15 protein-coding genes are annotated in these 14,968 nt (G+C 45.0%); 10 read left to right on the top strand and 5 right to left on the bottom strand.

Annotation, left to right across the window (positions count from 1 at the left end):
- The first annotated feature begins 157 nt into the window (after positions 1-157).
- The 5 genes from ACJJIR_RS12170 (at position 158) to gad (ending at position 5,142) form a co-directional block, all read left to right on the top strand.
- Positions 158-724: a hypothetical protein gene (locus tag ACJJIR_RS12170; protein ID WP_444905542.1), complete on the top strand. Its 567-nt coding sequence runs from the start codon at positions 158-160 to the stop codon at positions 722-724.
- Positions 725-805: 81 nt separating this feature from the next.
- Positions 806-1,174: a SpoIIAA family protein gene (locus ACJJIR_RS12165; RefSeq protein WP_413665487.1), complete on the top strand. Its 369-nt coding sequence runs from the start codon at positions 806-808 to the stop codon at positions 1,172-1,174.
- A 35-nt stretch (positions 1,175-1,209) separates the two neighbouring features.
- Positions 1,210-2,013 carry a class I SAM-dependent methyltransferase gene (locus ACJJIR_RS12160; protein WP_444905541.1) on the top strand — a complete coding sequence of 268 codons (804 nt, stop codon included), beginning with the start codon at positions 1,210-1,212 and terminating at the stop codon, positions 2,011-2,013.
- 220 nt (positions 2,014-2,233) lie between these two features.
- Positions 2,234-3,754, top strand: a complete 1,521-nt coding sequence (locus tag ACJJIR_RS12155) for an amino acid permease (RefSeq protein WP_444905540.1) — start codon at positions 2,234-2,236, stop codon at positions 3,752-3,754.
- Between the two features lie 14 nt (positions 3,755-3,768).
- Positions 3,769-5,142 (top strand): glutamate decarboxylase, encoded by a 1,374-nt coding sequence (gene gad / locus ACJJIR_RS12150; RefSeq protein ID WP_444905539.1) that lies wholly within the window; start codon positions 3,769-3,771, stop codon positions 5,140-5,142.
- 53 nt (positions 5,143-5,195) lie between these two features.
- Here the strand turns inward: gad and ACJJIR_RS12145 are convergent, their stop codons facing one another.
- Together ACJJIR_RS12145 and ACJJIR_RS12140 are read right to left on the bottom strand one after the other, a co-directional pair.
- A complete protein-coding gene (locus ACJJIR_RS12145; RefSeq protein ID WP_444905538.1) occupies positions 5,196-6,764 on the bottom strand; it encodes a multicopper oxidase family protein in 1,569 nt (522 codons plus the stop codon).
- A gap of 129 nt (positions 6,765-6,893) precedes the next feature.
- The gene (locus tag ACJJIR_RS12140; RefSeq protein ID WP_444905537.1) at positions 6,894-7,580 is read right to left on the bottom strand and encodes an alpha/beta fold hydrolase; all 687 of its coding nucleotides are present in this window, start codon (positions 7,578-7,580) and stop codon (positions 6,894-6,896) included.
- Positions 7,581-8,111: 531 nt separating this feature from the next.
- Between ACJJIR_RS12140 and ACJJIR_RS12135 the strand changes: the two genes are divergently transcribed.
- Positions 8,112-9,341 (top strand): aconitase family protein, encoded by a 1,230-nt coding sequence (locus ACJJIR_RS12135; protein ID WP_444905536.1) that lies wholly within the window; start codon positions 8,112-8,114, stop codon positions 9,339-9,341.
- Positions 9,342-9,343: 2 nt separating this feature from the next.
- A complete protein-coding gene (locus ACJJIR_RS12130) occupies positions 9,344-9,913 on the top strand; it encodes a hypothetical protein (protein ID WP_444905535.1) in 570 nt (189 codons plus the stop codon).
- 302 nt (positions 9,914-10,215) lie between these two features.
- On the opposite strand, the gene ACJJIR_RS12125 is transcribed toward ACJJIR_RS12130, so the two are convergent.
- Positions 10,216-11,229 carry an ELM1/GtrOC1 family putative glycosyltransferase gene (locus ACJJIR_RS12125; RefSeq protein WP_444905534.1) on the bottom strand — a complete coding sequence of 338 codons (1,014 nt, stop codon included), beginning with the start codon at positions 11,227-11,229 and terminating at the stop codon, positions 10,216-10,218.
- A gap of 648 nt (positions 11,230-11,877) precedes the next feature.
- Here ACJJIR_RS12125 and ACJJIR_RS12120 point away from each other — a divergent pair.
- A complete protein-coding gene (locus tag ACJJIR_RS12120) occupies positions 11,878-12,627 on the top strand; it encodes a sporulation protein (RefSeq protein ID WP_444905533.1) in 750 nt (249 codons plus the stop codon).
- Between the two features lie 295 nt (positions 12,628-12,922).
- Here ACJJIR_RS12120 and ACJJIR_RS12115 read toward each other — a convergent pair whose 3' ends face one another.
- Complete coding sequence (locus ACJJIR_RS12115; protein ID WP_444905532.1) at positions 12,923-13,282, bottom strand: winged helix-turn-helix transcriptional regulator; 360 nt, start codon at positions 13,280-13,282, stop codon at positions 12,923-12,925.
- Positions 13,283-13,392: 110 nt separating this feature from the next.
- On the opposite strand from ACJJIR_RS12115, the gene ACJJIR_RS12110 reads away from it, so the two are divergent.
- Positions 13,393-13,803 carry a GFA family protein gene (locus ACJJIR_RS12110; protein ID WP_444905531.1) on the top strand — a complete coding sequence of 137 codons (411 nt, stop codon included), beginning with the start codon at positions 13,393-13,395 and terminating at the stop codon, positions 13,801-13,803.
- A 413-nt stretch (positions 13,804-14,216) separates the two neighbouring features.
- Here ACJJIR_RS12110 and ACJJIR_RS12105 read toward each other — a convergent pair whose 3' ends face one another.
- Positions 14,217-14,453 (bottom strand): winged helix-turn-helix transcriptional regulator, encoded by a 237-nt coding sequence (locus ACJJIR_RS12105; protein ID WP_444908418.1) that lies wholly within the window; start codon positions 14,451-14,453, stop codon positions 14,217-14,219.
- A 180-nt stretch (positions 14,454-14,633) separates the two neighbouring features.
- On the opposite strand from ACJJIR_RS12105, the gene ACJJIR_RS12100 reads away from it, so the two are divergent.
- Positions 14,634-14,933: a YciI family protein gene (locus ACJJIR_RS12100; protein ID WP_444905530.1), complete on the top strand. Its 300-nt coding sequence runs from the start codon at positions 14,634-14,636 to the stop codon at positions 14,931-14,933.
- The last annotated feature ends 35 nt before the right edge of the window (positions 14,934-14,968 follow it).

Genomic DNA, 14,968 nt, shown 5'->3' with positions numbered 1-14,968 from the left:
GCTGCATCTCATTAAGTTGCGCACCGTTGTAAACAGGCTGGAGTGTCAGGGTTTGGGATTGTTATCGAGAAAGTACACCGACCAGCACTGTGTAACCGGCTCGATTTTAATGATTAATGTCTTCTTTTGAGTTTGCCTGGGGTCGAGAGGTCCAGATATGAAGAAGTTACTGATTCCCCTGATCATTTTATTACTGATCATCGGTTATTTTATGTCGCGCAGCGGCGAGCATAAGGCTAAAGAAGCCTATAACTCGATGGAGCAGGAGCAGAAGAGTGAACAGATGAGGGGATCCTCTACCCCCTCTAGTGGAGGAAGTAGCGGTGGCTCAATGGCCCCAGCAGATACCTCGGATTCCCCTGATGGTATGGGCAATCCCGATTCCCAAATGCCCCAGGACTCTGACTCAACCGATCCCGCTCCTCCGGGGTCTTCAGATAACGGGAGCTCATCTGACGCTACTATGTCTGGGTCAGATAATATGGGTGCAGATGGCAACATGAGCCCGGATGCTAATGATTCTAGCGCCATGCCAGACGCGAGCAATAACTCGGGCGGCGACCTAAATCAGCAAGCGGATAAGGTCGTAGATGATGCTACGAAGGAAGCCAATGATGCTGTAGAGGGAGCGACTAACGATATGGATGCCTCTGCCGATGGCACTGAAACAGATACAGAGGCAGATACCGGTCAGGATGAGGGAATGGAAAGTAATGATAACTGACCAATAGTAATGACTCAGCTACATCGAGCTAAGCGAAAAGCAGGGCCGCACAGAAGTGTGGCCCTGCCGCATTCTAAAAATATGATTGAGCATATCTGGCATCAGGGTGATCGAATACTCGAGGTTAGACCAGTTGGGAAGTTAACCGTTGAGGACTTCCAGTTGCTAGCCGCGCAAGTTGATCCGATCATCAGTAAGCGGGGACGTATAGAAGGGTTGCTAGTCAATGCGGGAGATTTCGCTGGCTGGGAGAGCTTCGTCGCAATGATCTCTCATTTCCGCTTTATTCGAGAGCATCAACGACATATCCGCCGGATAGCCGTGGTTACCGATAATCCTATCCTCCGCTTTATGCCCAACCTTGCCTGTCACTTCATCAGTGCTGAGGTGCGCCCCTTTCCCGAAGAGGAGTCCGCTCAAGCTCTGGAATGGTTACAAAAACCGGGTTAGCATCGCCTCCCTTTTCAATGATACCTGGAGGGCAGGTGAGTCCATCGTTGGCTATTGTCGCTGCGGCGCCAGAATATGTTTCCGCAGCGGAAGAACTATCCGCTCAGTTAGATTACCCCCTCCTTGGAGCTATTTCTCCTGCTGATGTGGTCGACTTTCCCCAAGTGTTGTGTCTCGGAGAGCAACTGCAGTTATGTGCGACCGGGCGTAAAGCAGCCGGGCCAGTATGGGTGGATTTTGTTGCTGGAACACTTGCTCATCGCCGCAAGTATGGCGGCGGTAAAGCTCAACCGGTAGCAAAAGCTGTTGGTCTACGTTCTGGTTTCCATCCCAAAGTCCTCGATGCCACCGCTGGTTTGGGTAGAGATGCTTTTGTTCTGGCGGCGCTGGGATGTGAGGTGCAGATGCTGGAGCGCAACCCGGTTGTTTTCCAATTGCTGAAAGATGGAATACGCCGGCTGCGACAGGCGTCTATCGGAGATGCTGAGTTGGCTGCAATTTCTGAGCGAATGAGCTTGGTGGATTGCTGTACGGCGGCGTCAGAGTGGCTCGCGCTGCAATCGGAGGAATCCATCCCTGTTATTTATCTGGATCCGATGTTCCCTGCGCGGGGGAAAGCTGCCAAGGTCAAAAAGGAAATGGCTGCCTTCCATCATTTGGTTGGGACTGATGAGGATGCGGATAGCTTATTGAGCCCTGCCTTGGCGGCCTGCTACTACCGCACAGTAGTTAAGCGCCCTAAGCTTGCCCCCTATTTGGCTGATATGAAGCCCAACCTTTCCTTGGAGGGGAAATCCGGCCGCTTCGATATCTACACCAAACATGGGGTTCCTGGCTAACTGCCACATACCGCTGCCCTAGCCGATTTCTCCTTGGGTGAAAGATGGTGTGGGCACCGACTTGCTATGAATTCTATGTTTCCATAAGTCCGTTGCTAAAAGGGCGGCTTATGCCTTGGTAGCGGCACCTCTGTTATCCCATCTATCCCGCAGACTCCCACGATAGGCTTTGCTTCTTTGTACTGCCGCAAAAATATTGCACTCCAGGGAGGTCCCATCAGTGCGACCAAAAGGGAGCAGTGCATCGAGCACCCCGGATATTGCCAACAGAAAGATGTTTTCTGTGGCTGCTCTCGGGCTCCTAACTGCCGCAACGGTTGTTACCAGCTTGCGTACCCTGCCGATGATGGCGCAAGAAGAGCTGACGATGTTTTTCTATATCGGCTTTGCGGCATTGCTGTTCTTGATTCCTGCAGGGCTCGTGTCGGCAGAACTTGGCAGCGCCTTTTCAGAGCGCACTGGGGGTGTCTATACCTGGGTTGGTGAGGCTTTTACCCCGAAGGTGGGTTTTGTCGCTATATGGTTGCAGTGGATCGAGTGCATTGTTTGGTATCCCACGGAGTTGGGTTTTGCCGCTGCGGCGGTGGCTTATGCGGTGGGCGATAATACCATCGCCCAGAATACCTACTATATCGGTGGGTTTTGCATCCTTGCCTATTTGCTAGCGACCCTGATTGCTCTTACTGGAACCCGCTTTCTGGTAAAAGTGGCACAGTTTGGATTTCTGGTGGGTATCGTATTTCCCTGTTTGATTTTGATTATCCTGGCTGTTTGGTGGGTGGTGAGTGGTAATCCTATTGGCTGGGAGACCTTGACCGACCCGGAAGTAGCAGTGCGTCGGGATGGTTATGATCACCCGCGCTGGTTTCCCCATATTAACGGTTTGGGGGCTATTGCTTTTCTCGGGGGTATTTTACTTGCCTTTGCTGGGGTGGAAGCACAGGCCACGCATGTGTCGGAACTACGTGATACCCGTCGAGGATATCCAGCTGTAATCGCCATCGCCGCCGTTATTTCCATCCTGGTGTTCACTCTCGGCGCACTCTCTATTGCTGCAATTTTGCCCTATAAAGAGATATCTGTAGAAACTGGCTTATTTACAGCTTACGAAAGAGCTTTTGGGCAGCTACTTGGGGTTCAATGGCCCGTGCAAGCACTTTCCTGGCTAATTGGCTATGGTGCACTAAGTGGTGCCTTGGCATGGTTGGCTGGCCCCAGTCGAGGGCTACTGGCTACGGCCCAGGATGGGATGTTGCCGCCCTGGTTTCAGCGAGAAAACCGGGTGGGTGTACAAAAAAATATTCTCCTCGCACAGTTTGTAGTGGTAGCGGCAATCTCGTCCATTTATATTTTAATGGATAATGTATCTACAGCTTTTGTTTTGATTTCAGTGATGGCTATTAGCTTATATATCATTATGTACATAATGATGTTTGCTGCGGTTATTCGGTTACGGATCACGCAACCAGACTTACCCAGAAGTTTTCGTATCCCCGGAGGGCTGCCAGGGGTTTGTATTGTTGCTGGAATAGGCTTAATTTCCGTTGTTTTTGCCTTGGTAGTTTCATTTTTCCCGCCAGAACAGCTCACGATAAAAAATCCTGTAACTTATGTTGCTCTCAACCTGGCTGGAATTGCTATAGCGATCACCGTTCCCTTGTTAATTTTCTATTTTCACAATCCCTCCTGGCGGGGGGAGGGTGGCCATCAACAGCAGTCATTTTCTGATATTGATGAGTGAGCCGGAGGTAGGTAGTGAAAGAGCAGTCTCCATTTGATAGGTTCTTTGACGAATACAATGAAGATATTCCAGAAAAGCACTTTCCCCGGTGTAGTATTTCAGCAGAGGCTGCCGAGGCTATCGTAACCAGTGAAACCTGGGCTGACGCAAAGCCTGCGATGAACTTATCTTCGTTTGTCACAACTTTTACTGAGTCAGAAGCATTTGAGGTCGCCAAGAAACATTATCTGAAGAACTATATTGATCACGACATGTATCCTCAGCTGTTTGCGATGGAAGCGCGAATGGTTCGCTGGTTACACAACCTCTGGAATGGACCTGAGGGAGTAGAGCCATACGGCGCAGCGACCATAGGCTCGTCAGAGGCCTGCATGTTGGCTGGTTTGGCGCACAAGTGGAATTGGCGTAAGAAGAGGCAGCAAGCCGGCAAAGACGGCTCAAAACCTAACCTGGTTACCGGAGCCAATGTGCAGATCGTTTGGGAAAAATTTATGCGCTACTTTGATGTGGAGCCGCGCATAGCACCGTTAAAGCCTGGTCATTACCGCTTTACCAGTGAACATCTGGATGAATTGGTCGATGAGAATACCATCGCTGTTGTCGCTATCGCCGGGCAAACCTTTACCGGTGAGGATGATGCATTTAGGGCGATTCAAAACTGGTTGGATAAGTATGAAGAGAGAACAGGAAACGATATCCCTATGCATATTGATGGGGCGTCGGGAGGATTTGTTAATCCATTTCTCTATCCGAATTACAAATGGGATTTTCGTTTGCCAAGAGTGAAATCTATCAATGCCTCCGGGCACAAGTTTGGCTTGGTGCCGCCGGGATTGGGGTGGATAATTTTTCGTGAAAGAGCAGTTTTTGATGAAGACTTGATGTTCTATGTTAATTACCTGGGTGGGGAGATGCCTACAGCCACATTGAACTTTAGCCGAAATGCATCGCCGGTTGCCTACCAGTATTACAACTTTATACGTCTAGGCTATGAGGGTTTCAGGCAGATTATGCAGCACACCTTGGAGAATGCGCAGACTCTTCGTCAACTTCTGGTGGCCAGTGGGTACTTTGAAATAATGAATAAAACCCAGAGAATCCCGGTTGTTGCCATGACCCTGAATAAAAAATATAAGAATTTTAATGAATATGATATATCCAATAAAGTACGTGAACGGGGATGGGTTCTTTCTGCCTATTCGATGCCGCCAAACGCTCAGTCTGTAAACTCTCTGAGAATTGTTGTTCGCCCTCATCTCAATCAGAATGCAATCAGTGGCCTTGCAAAGGATATTATCCATGCTTGCGATTGGTTGAGTAAGCATTGTGGTAATGCAACTCCGCCCAAGTTACATGACCCGCAAAAAGTGGCCCCCAGTAAGTGTTAATTCTTACGGGACTTTAACGATCCTTGCATTCAATGACTGGATAGATAAGTGGGCTATTTTGGAATCTCAGAGGCATCTTTGACAACTCTAACATGCTGCATCATGCCCCCATCCTCATGATAAAGTAAGTGGCAATGCAGAGGATACTTTCCGGTAAAATCCTTGAAACGAGTACGGAATTTGACATGTCCATGGGGCGGTACTTGAAAGGTGTCGCACCAAAACGGTAGTTTGAGTGTGTGGTGCATGGGATCTTCTCCAGCCACCTCGATAACATAATACGGATTAACATGTATATGGATTGGGTGTGGGAATTCACTCTCATTAACCAAGGTCCACTCCTCTACTGCATCAAGCTCTACGTAATGATTAACCACTTCACATCCTTCGAATGGTGAATGATCAATACTGACATTCAGCCCGCGATAATATTTTTGGGGGTCATCAAGCGTGTTGGCCTGGAAAGTGAGTCGACGTGTATTGGTGATCTCATCATCTGTAATAGGTTTCAGTAAGTCCACTTTAAAACTGCTGGGAAAGGGTGGGGGTGCACATCGGGCGGGTGGTTTGCTGGGAGCATAGATTGCCGTTCCGATTTCCTCTCCCTGGGCAATAGCGATAACAAAAAGAGGACTGTTGTTATGGTACTTATAATGCGGCATTTGTTGGAACTCAATCGCATTATTGTAAATGTAAAAATGAGCTCCCGGAGTGGCGGCTTCACTGATTTTTAAGAAAAGGGAGGCTCGATTAGCGGGGCCCAGGCTTACTCCGTCTTGTAGGCGGTAGTCATCAGTAGGGTTTCCATCAAACCCGTAGATGTACATTTGCGCGAACCAAGGGCAATCGATATCTATCGATGTCCTTGTGGTAGCATTGAGAAGTCTCAGATTGAGAAGCTCACCCACCGTTGCATGAATGATAGGGCAGTATTGTCCGTTAACGGTAATACAGTATTCACTATCTGGGAACTTAGCGACCTGGTGTTGATCCTCTACTTTTCCGTGCTCATCTACGGCAATATTCTGGAAGACAAGAATATGTTCCTTAACTCCCATTGCCTCAAGTTCATCGTCAAATTCATCCCTTACGATTAGGGCACCTGCCATCCCGCTGCCGACTTGTATAGCGACAGAGCCGTGCTTATGGGGGTGATACCAGTAGAGTCCTGGGGGTTGGTCCTTGGGAATGTCGTATTCGTAGGTATAACTTTCCCCTGGTTTGATCTTCATGCAGACATTGTCGGCCGGAGATTCTGGGGAGACGTGGAGCCCGTGAGTATGTAAGTTGTAGGTATTGAACTCATGGGGGAAGTTTATTGTAGCGGGTGTATTGAGGGGGTCTTCCTCTGGCAGCAGGTTGTTTGTCTGGATAGTAAGGTGGCTATCAGCGCGAATTTCAATGGTAGGGCCTGTCAGTGTGAAACCTGCTTCTTGAGTGATTGATGATGAAAATACACGGGTCCAGGTTGGTGTGTCATGGGTTTTGTAAAAACTGAAAATGTTATTCTTTTCGTACTGTACATCAAGTTTAAGTTCCAATTTTCTATTTTCTTTATCCATTGAGTAAGCGGGTGGATTTTTTATGGGTTCTAGAAAGGAAATATGCTCTCTATTGCTCACTGTTAACTCCGAGGATTTTGTGGGAAGCAAGATTGGTAAGGGGTATTTTATGAACGAATATCAGTTTAGATTCTAAGGCTGGATTATTTGTGGATTTGCTCGCCATATGATTGTTAATTGATAGGCAAGTTAGGGTAGCAATAATCCTTCTGCAAAATTCATAATAATTCTCGCGACTTTGTTGGGGTGTGCCTGAGCAATAAAGTGCCCACCTGGAATATCAATGACATTAAGGTTGATGTATATCGCAGATATATCGATGACAGCTTTTTTACTTACAAGTCGATCTCTATCCGGGCGGATATAGACGGCAGGGATTTCCAATTTTTGGGATGGTTTGGAGATAGAGGCGATATTATGAAGCCTTTGCTTTAGTTTGCCTCTGTTGGTATTTAGTAGGGCGTTATAGGTGCTGTCAATGAGTATGTCACTGCCTTTGCCATTGAAACCAAAGAAATTTAGTGTGATTTTGGTTAAAGATGGGCAGTCTATAAGCGAGATTGGAGCTAGTTGTGTCGCCTTGGATAGCAGCGAAGGAGAGCTTATAAAGCTAGCTATAAAGGTAATGCCTAAAATTTTCTCGGGAGCTAAAAGGGATAGCTCATATGCAACTCTTCCTGAATAGGATTCAGCAATAATGTAAGTCTTCTCATTGAGATAGCTCTTGGCGATTGATTGAGCTTGAGCCAGGTAACTATCCCCTGGGAGCTTGGAAAGGCAGATAGTTTCGGTTGTCCATTGTTTTGGCAGTGCCTTAATCAAACCTGAAAACAGTGTTCCTGTTCCATCAAGTCCTGGTAGAAGTAAAACTTTCAATTCCGAATATCCTGTTGGAATTTCCTATTAATTGAATATTAACATGCTTATGTTGAGTATTTCTCTATATATGACATTCAGCCAGGGTAATTCTTCTTGATGTTTGTACGGGACAACCAATCTGGTAGTGCCAAAAGGTGAAGTTTTCTATCGTATGAGGCGGTTTGAGTTGCTGTGAAAGCTGTTGGGTGTACATGTTTTAAATAGAAATAGTTTCTTTGATTTGGGCTTCTAAATATATTTAATTATTCTAATGGATATTTATTTATACTAATACGTTATTTCTAGTTATGTCGATAACGAAAACAGAATTGCTAGGCCAATAAGTTGTCCAGGTAGGTAAGTATTAGTGTTCGATAGTGTAACTTAATGACAGGCCTAAACGTAACTAGAAAGTTAATTGAAAGTCATTTGGTCAAGGGGAATATGGCTCCCCAAAGTGTTATCGAGCTTAAAATTGACCAAGTTCTCAGTGAGGATGCCACCGGCACGTTAGTGATGTAGGAGCTTGAAGCTTTGGGGGCGAGGCAGGTGAAAGCAGAAATCTGTGCTCAGTATGTGGATCACAATGTATTGAGGGCAGACCATAAGAATGGTGATGACCATGTGTTCCTGCAAAGTTCCTGTCGAAACTACGGGATATGGTACTCGCGACCAAGAAATGGTACTAGCCATCCTGTCCATATGGCTTGTTTTGGTATCCCTGGTAAAACCCTTTTAGGTGGGGATAGCCACTCATGTGCTGCGGGCTCGTTAGGTATGTTAGGAATAGGAGCCAGAGGAATTGAGGTTGCGCTTGCAATGATGGGATTTCCGCTTTCTCTGGTAATGCCAACTATTTTGGGGGTGCGTTTAGAGGGGGAGCTACAGCCATGGGTAAGTGCTAAAGATGTTATTTTGGAGCTTGTACGTAGATATACATTGAGAGGTTGCTGGAACAAGATCGTTGAATATCACGGCCCTGGATTGGCAAACCTTACAGCAATGGATCGTCACGTAATCGCCAATATGGGGCAGGAAATGGGGGCCGTAACAAGTGTCTTTCCTGCTGATGATCAAGTGAGGCTTTTCTTGCGGCAGCAGTCGCGCGAGAACGACTTTGTCGAGCTGCTTGCCGATAAGGATGCAACCTATGATGAGGTTGCAACTTTAGATCTATCGAAAATTGAACCAATGATCGCTTGCCCCTCGCGGCCGGATAAGGTTGTTAAAGTTCGTGAAGTTGAAGGTAGGCCAGTTTCTCAGAGCTATATCGGTTCTTCGGCTAACCCTGAGTTGCGTGACTTTTCTATTCCCGCCCGGATGGTAAATGGTCTCTTTGTACCGCACGAGGTTTCTTTAGATATTAATCCCGCGTCGCGCCAACTACTTCATGAGCTGACTCATAATGGTGACCTTGAAAAACTACTTGGTGCAGGGGCTTACTTGCATGAAACCGGCTGTGGTGGCTGTATCGGTATGGGGCAAGCCCCAGCTAGCGGGCACAATAGTCTTAGAACTGTGCCGAGAAATTTCCCTGGGCGTTCGGGAACTAAAGAAGATAGCGTCTATTTATGTAGCCCAGAGACTGCTACGGCCAGCGCCTTGAAGGGAAAAATAACTGACCCCAGAAATTTAGACATGGATTATCCGGTATTTGAAGAGCCTGAACATCTAATGGATATGCGATCACTATTGGAGCCACTGCAGGAAATACCAGTGAAAGTTGAGGTGAGAAAGGGCCCCAACATCAAGCCTTTGCCAGTTCTGGAAAAATGTTAAGTGTGATCGAAGGACCTGCGCTTCTAAAGCTGGAGGATAATGTTTCAACCGATGATATTATTCCCGGAGGCGCGGATGCTTTGCCTTATTGGTCTAATGTCCCAGAGTTAAGCCGCTTTGCTTTTTCAATTGTAGATGAATCTTTTTATCAGCGGGCTTTGAGCTCTAAGGAGGATATATTTCTTATTGCTGGCAACAGTTTAGGTCATGGGTCGAGCCGGGAGCATGCCTCAATTACATTGCGATACTTGGGAGTGCGCTGCGTCATAGCCAAAAGTGTAGCTGGACTCTATCGCAAGAATCTTATTGACCACGGAATTCTCATTTTAACATTTTGCAATTCAAGCGATTTTGACGCCTTTAGTAAAGATGATCAACTTCAATTTTATGATCTCTCAAGCTGTACAGGGGGTAACAAGATGCTAGAGCTGAGAAATGTGACAAAAGGCATTAAGATTTGGTTGGAAAATGATCATTCCCAAGAAGAAATTGAAATAATTAAATTTGGAGGCCGCATCAATTATATTAAGGGGTTGTTGAGAAGGTCTCTGGAAGATATGGGTTCATTTTAACAGTATGCTAGATATTGTGGGGTTGGCTCTCCACGCAAAATACTTGCTTGTATTTTTTAGGACGATATTTTTAATTGTGAGTTGGCAGTGAATGTATAGATCAAAATATAGGTTGGCTTTTGATGAAGTTCTACTCGCTTGGTGAGGCTGAAGAGAATATTATTTTCTGCTAGTAGTTTTTGCTACTGCAATTGACTAGTTTTAATATATAGGATCTCTTACTGATAAAAGTTTTTATGTCAATAGATCTTTGTGTTGAAATCTCTGTCGTTATGATGGTCAATTTAAGGGGTTGAGATCGCTCACCTACCATTGCTACTGATGTCAAGCGCAGAGATAATTTCATCGTATCTTGCTTTAGAATGGTGTCCATAATCTAAGTTGAAATCTTTTGATAGAGAATAATTAAAGGTCTTGGCCAGTGCGAAAATCTTCATCCTCTTTATATAAGTTTCACTGTAAAGTTTATTAATGAGAGTTTTGTGGGCTCCGTAGATGTTATTCTCTTGGGGGACTAAAGTATATATAGGTTTAGATAGGGCAAGGGCTTCAGAAATCATTGATGAACTGTCTTCGGTTATAAAGACAGCTTCACTTGCGCCGAGTATTTCTTCGAGGCTGGCGTTGGGGGCCTCATAATCTAGCAAGTTAAAGCATGTATCAAATGGCATGTTGCTTTCAATTAGCTCGGCCACATATTTAGGGGTTCTTCTTGAGGTGCTAATTAGCCATGAAATGTTTTGAGAAGTCGCTATTTTTTTTAGCTCTTCTATCAAGTCTATATAATCCTTCCGTGTGTATTTATAGCCGCTTCCATTGCCTCCGATAAGTAAAGTATAAAAGGGTTTGTGGTGTTTCTTCTTTAAGTTGTCGCCCAATGCTTTGCATAAATTTACATCTATGCGGCTAAATGGAAGGTATTGCCTAGATTTCTTAATGTCCTCTTTGGTAGATAGGGTTAGAGAGAAGTCGGTTTTCCTGAAGCTGTAAATATTTCCTATGGCAATATTCATGCATTGTGTTTTTTGGGTTAGTGCAACGTTCGCAGCAACGCTATTCCCACCAAAGGAAATAATTAGATCTGGTTTTCTTTTGAAGGAGGGGTTTCTGTGAAAGAGCATGATAAATTTGTGTGCGTTTCTGGCGAGATGTCGAGTCAATAGTCTTATTGGTTTATTTAGGGCCTTTAAAACTGGTTTACTGGTGGTGATTTCATAAGAATATTTGCCCTTGGAGTGACGGGAGAGTAGCTGGTATAGCCCCAGCGAAGGACTGAGATGGCCCGGTTTTCCATCGTAAATAATTAAAATGTGCATAACCTTACTTAATGGTTTGAGAAATGTTTCTAGGGGGCTCTAAGTGAATAGGAGTACCCTAAATTGATTATTCTCAATTTTCTGTAGATGGAGTTTCTATACTTAGTGGCTGAGATGGAGAGTCTCAATTTGCAGATTTAAACTTACAATCTACCTTTGGTTTGTTATCGACTTCTGATGCTGCAGAAAGTGGTCTAGCCCTTGCAGCATGATGTAGGTGTGAGAAGGTGTAATTTTGAAATTATTTCTGATCATATTTTTACTTCTTCGGTATAAATAGGGCTCAGATACTATGGTACTGCTGGAATTTTCTTAGCAACAGTTAGGATTTTGCCGATATTCCAACGAAAAATGACACATTCAGAAAAAGTAAGTGGCCTTATTCAAGCATTAAATTTTTTACTGTTGGGGGAAATATGTAATAAAAATATCTATTTTTAATCAGGCAAGCTCTCCCTGAGCATGGTAGAGGTAGGTATGGGTGTTATCAATTATTTATGTAGAAGTTCAAGGCATAAATGAACTTGTTGGGCCTGGTATTACCTAAATTGGATTTATGTTAATGTTGGACTCTATTTATTGGGCTAAGAAATAGGTTAAAGTCCATATTTTAAGGCTAGGTTGTTTGGTTAGGTGAGTACCCCAAGTATGTCTATGTTTCAAAAACTCAAAGCGTCAATAGGTATTGGTGCAGCTAAAGTTGATACAGTTCTACAAAACTCTGAGCAAGTTCAGGGTGGAATCATTGAAGGGGCTATCCATATCATTGGTGGTGATATCGACCAGCAGGTGGATGCTATAAGTTTAAAGCTCTGCACCGAGATCAAGGTGGAGACCGATGAAGGGGTAAGCCATGAGCGTTTTGTACTGAATGAATTACAGGTACAGGACCCTTTCACTATTGGCGCTGGAGAGAGCCTGGAAGTTCCTTTTCAGTTGGCGTTGCATGAAGAGACGCCAGTTACTGTTTTAAACACCCGTAGAAATAAAAGCTATGTGTGGCTGGAAACTTCCCTGGATATTGATTTTGCGCTGGATCCGAAAGACAGGGATCCCTTGCGGATAAGACCTTTGCCCGTTGTAGAGAAGGTACTTTCCATGATCGAGGAAAGTGGCTTTAAAATGGTAAAAGCGGATGTTGAAAAGGGGCATTTGCGTGGAAACAATTTTGTCTCCCGGTCTGGTTGCTACCAGGAGATAGAGTTTAAGAGTAGTGGCTTATTGACTTCAAAAGAGATTGAACTCTCCTTTATCGTTGAAGGTGAGCAGGTGCACTGTTTGGCAGAAATTGATCGAAGATTTGGCCTGCGGGGCGATGAATATCATTCGTTTTCATTAGCGCATGATGCGAGTGATAATGAGATTGTCGCAGCGGTTCAATCTATTTTGTCTCTATAGTTGAGCTGATCCATAGAGTCTGGCGGCATTGAGCTGCCGGGCCCTTAGGGGCAAAAGTGTTCCAGTAAAACAGTATACTCTTAGTATCAACTGCCGCCAGGTTCGTTAGTGATTCAGGAGGGTTTCTTAATGAGATTGGGGGGGAGCATAACAGGCAGAGTCAATATCATAAGCTTCTGGCCATTTATGGAGAGCAATTTCGGAGTAAAAATGCATAAAAGTTGCTGTTATTGCTAAATTTTCAGCTTAGCTTGGTCCTGCGGAATTGTTGCGCTTCTGGCTCCGAATCAAAGGGTTAGGTTTCCATAAGCCACTTCGGGGGAATCCATGAGCCTTCAAAATATGTATTTCCCCATTTGGCGATTGCCTGAAGAATCGGTAAGACATCCTTGCCTTTCTGTGTTAGCAGGTACTTATATCGCTTAGGCTTTGATTGATATTGTTCCCTCACCAACATTCCCTCTGCTTCTAGCATTTTTAATCTTTCTGCGAGTCTGTTGGTTGGTATTTTCTCTGGTGAGTCAGCTAGCTCGCTATAGGTCTCTTTACCACACAGTAAGTCTCTTAGAATAACTAATGTCCATTTATCGCCGAATACGTCCAGTCCGTTCACGATAGGGCATCCCGAACGCATAAATTGATTATCAGGACTCATGCTCACACTCTTACTGCCAGAAAATGAAATACTAGCCTAGTTACTTGCGAAGTTGAAGTTATTGATTTAGGTTAAGGTTGCTTCAACTTCGTAAGTAACGGGAGAAATTTATGTCCAAAATATCTGGAGAATGCCTGTGCGGTTATATTAGTTATTCTTGCTCCGAAGAGCCGGTAATGGCGGGTCATTGCCAATGTACAGATTGTCAGAAAATTAGTGGGGCTGGACACATCGCTAACATTGCTATTCCTCGCGGAAGCTTAACCATTAGTGGCGATCTTGCATTTCATGAGAAGCAGACAGATAGCGGCAATACAGTAAGGAGAGGTTTTTGCCCTCGCTGCGGTTCGCATATTTATGCAGAAAATAGCGGTATGCCGCAGTTTGAATTTATCCGCGCTGGAAGTCTTCATGACCTGGAGCAATTCAACCCGACAATGGTGGTATATGCTGGTAGTGGTGCATCTTGGGACTATATGGACCCGAAATTACAAAAATTTGAAAAAATGCCAGAAATGTGACCTTAACAATCAAAAGTAGGGGATGCAGCGCACAGCTGTTTTTGGGTTAAGGAAACTTCTGAAAATCACATTTCGCTCAATTTATCTCCCTGCAATCCCCATGACTCGCTACTTACGGGCACAAAAAGGTAACTCATAAGAGTGCCCTTAAGAGCAGTGGTTTGTTGACTTCTAAAGAGATTGAACCCTCATTTACCCTTGATGGTGAGCAGGTGCATTGTTTGGCAGAATTATTCGTAGATTTGATCTGCGCGGCGATAAATATTATTCGTTTTCGCTAGCGCATGATGCGAGTGATAATGAGACTGCCCCATCGATTCAGTCCATTTTTTCGCGATAGTTGACCTGCCTCCAAGAACCCAGCGGCATCTAGGCTGCAAGGCTCTTGGGTTTTGGCTTTTACAGAGTGTCTATTAGGCCTTGAAGGATTCCTCCCAGTTATTAGCCCATTCCCTCAGCGGATCAAGGGTTTCCATTAACGAAACTCCCAGATCTGTCAGTTGATATCCATTCGTACACTTATTAATCAATTTAGCTTCGCTCAACTGTTTGATTCTTGTATTTAGTACCGAAGGGGACATGGCATCACACTGGGCTTGGAGTTCCCTGAAGCTCCGGGGTGTGTTCCTCAGTTCCCACAGTATTCTCATATTCCATTTTCGCCCGAGCAGATCGAATACAGCCATAATGGCTATGCCGCTAGTCGAGCCTCTGACAGTTTTTTTCGGTAGAGGAGTTATCATGGTTCTTGCGCTTCTAAATTAGTAGCGTTACAGTTGCTACGAAATCAGTAGCAATCTTATAGTGTTTTTAGAGAAGAGGGAATGGGTATGTTTTTAGTGGATATGCATTTTAAGGATATGAAAAAGCTAACCCCAGAACTGACTGCGGAGCATAGGCTTTATCTGGAAGGAGAGTACAAGTCTGGAAGTTTACTCTTTGGAGGAAGGAAAAATCCCAGGACTGGAGGGGTTATTGTTTCTCGCCACAACAGTGAAGAAGCATTGCGGAGAGTGCTTGATGAGGACCCTTTTATAAAAAGTGGAGTGGCAGTTTATTCGCTAACCGAATTTGAGCCTGTTATGGCCTCTGAACAGTTTTTACACCTTCTAAAGATGAGTTCGCATTAACAGTCTAAAGAGTGAGCTCAAAGAGGGAGTGCCAT

Source organism: Microbulbifer maximicatervae (SeqCode) (assembly GCF_052467385.1).
The sequence above is the reverse complement of the archived record's forward strand: the minus strand, read 5'-3'. Positions and strand labels throughout refer to the sequence as shown.

Excerpts from the sequence above, each read along its gene's own strand:
- ACJJIR_RS12170 (WP_444905542.1), top strand. The coding sequence starts at position 158 with ATGAAGAAGTTACTGATTCCCCTGATCATTTTATTACTGATCATCGGT.
- ACJJIR_RS12165 (WP_413665487.1), top strand. The coding sequence starts at position 806 with ATGATTGAGCATATCTGGCATCAGGGTGATCGAATACTCGAGGTTAGA.
- ACJJIR_RS12125 (WP_444905534.1), bottom strand. The coding sequence starts at position 11,229 with ATGCACATTTTAATTATTTACGATGGAAAACCGGGCCATCTCAGTCCT.
- ACJJIR_RS12120 (WP_444905533.1), top strand. The coding sequence starts at position 11,878 with ATGTCTATGTTTCAAAAACTCAAAGCGTCAATAGGTATTGGTGCAGCT.
- ACJJIR_RS12115 (WP_444905532.1), bottom strand. The coding sequence starts at position 13,282 with ATGAGTCCTGATAATCAATTTATGCGTTCGGGATGCCCTATCGTGAAC.
- ACJJIR_RS12110 (WP_444905531.1), top strand. The coding sequence starts at position 13,393 with ATGTCCAAAATATCTGGAGAATGCCTGTGCGGTTATATTAGTTATTCT.
- ACJJIR_RS12105 (WP_444908418.1), bottom strand. The coding sequence starts at position 14,453 with ATGAGAATACTGTGGGAACTGAGGAACACACCCCGGAGCTTCAGGGAA.
- ACJJIR_RS12100 (WP_444905530.1), top strand. The coding sequence starts at position 14,634 with ATGTTTTTAGTGGATATGCATTTTAAGGATATGAAAAAGCTAACCCCA.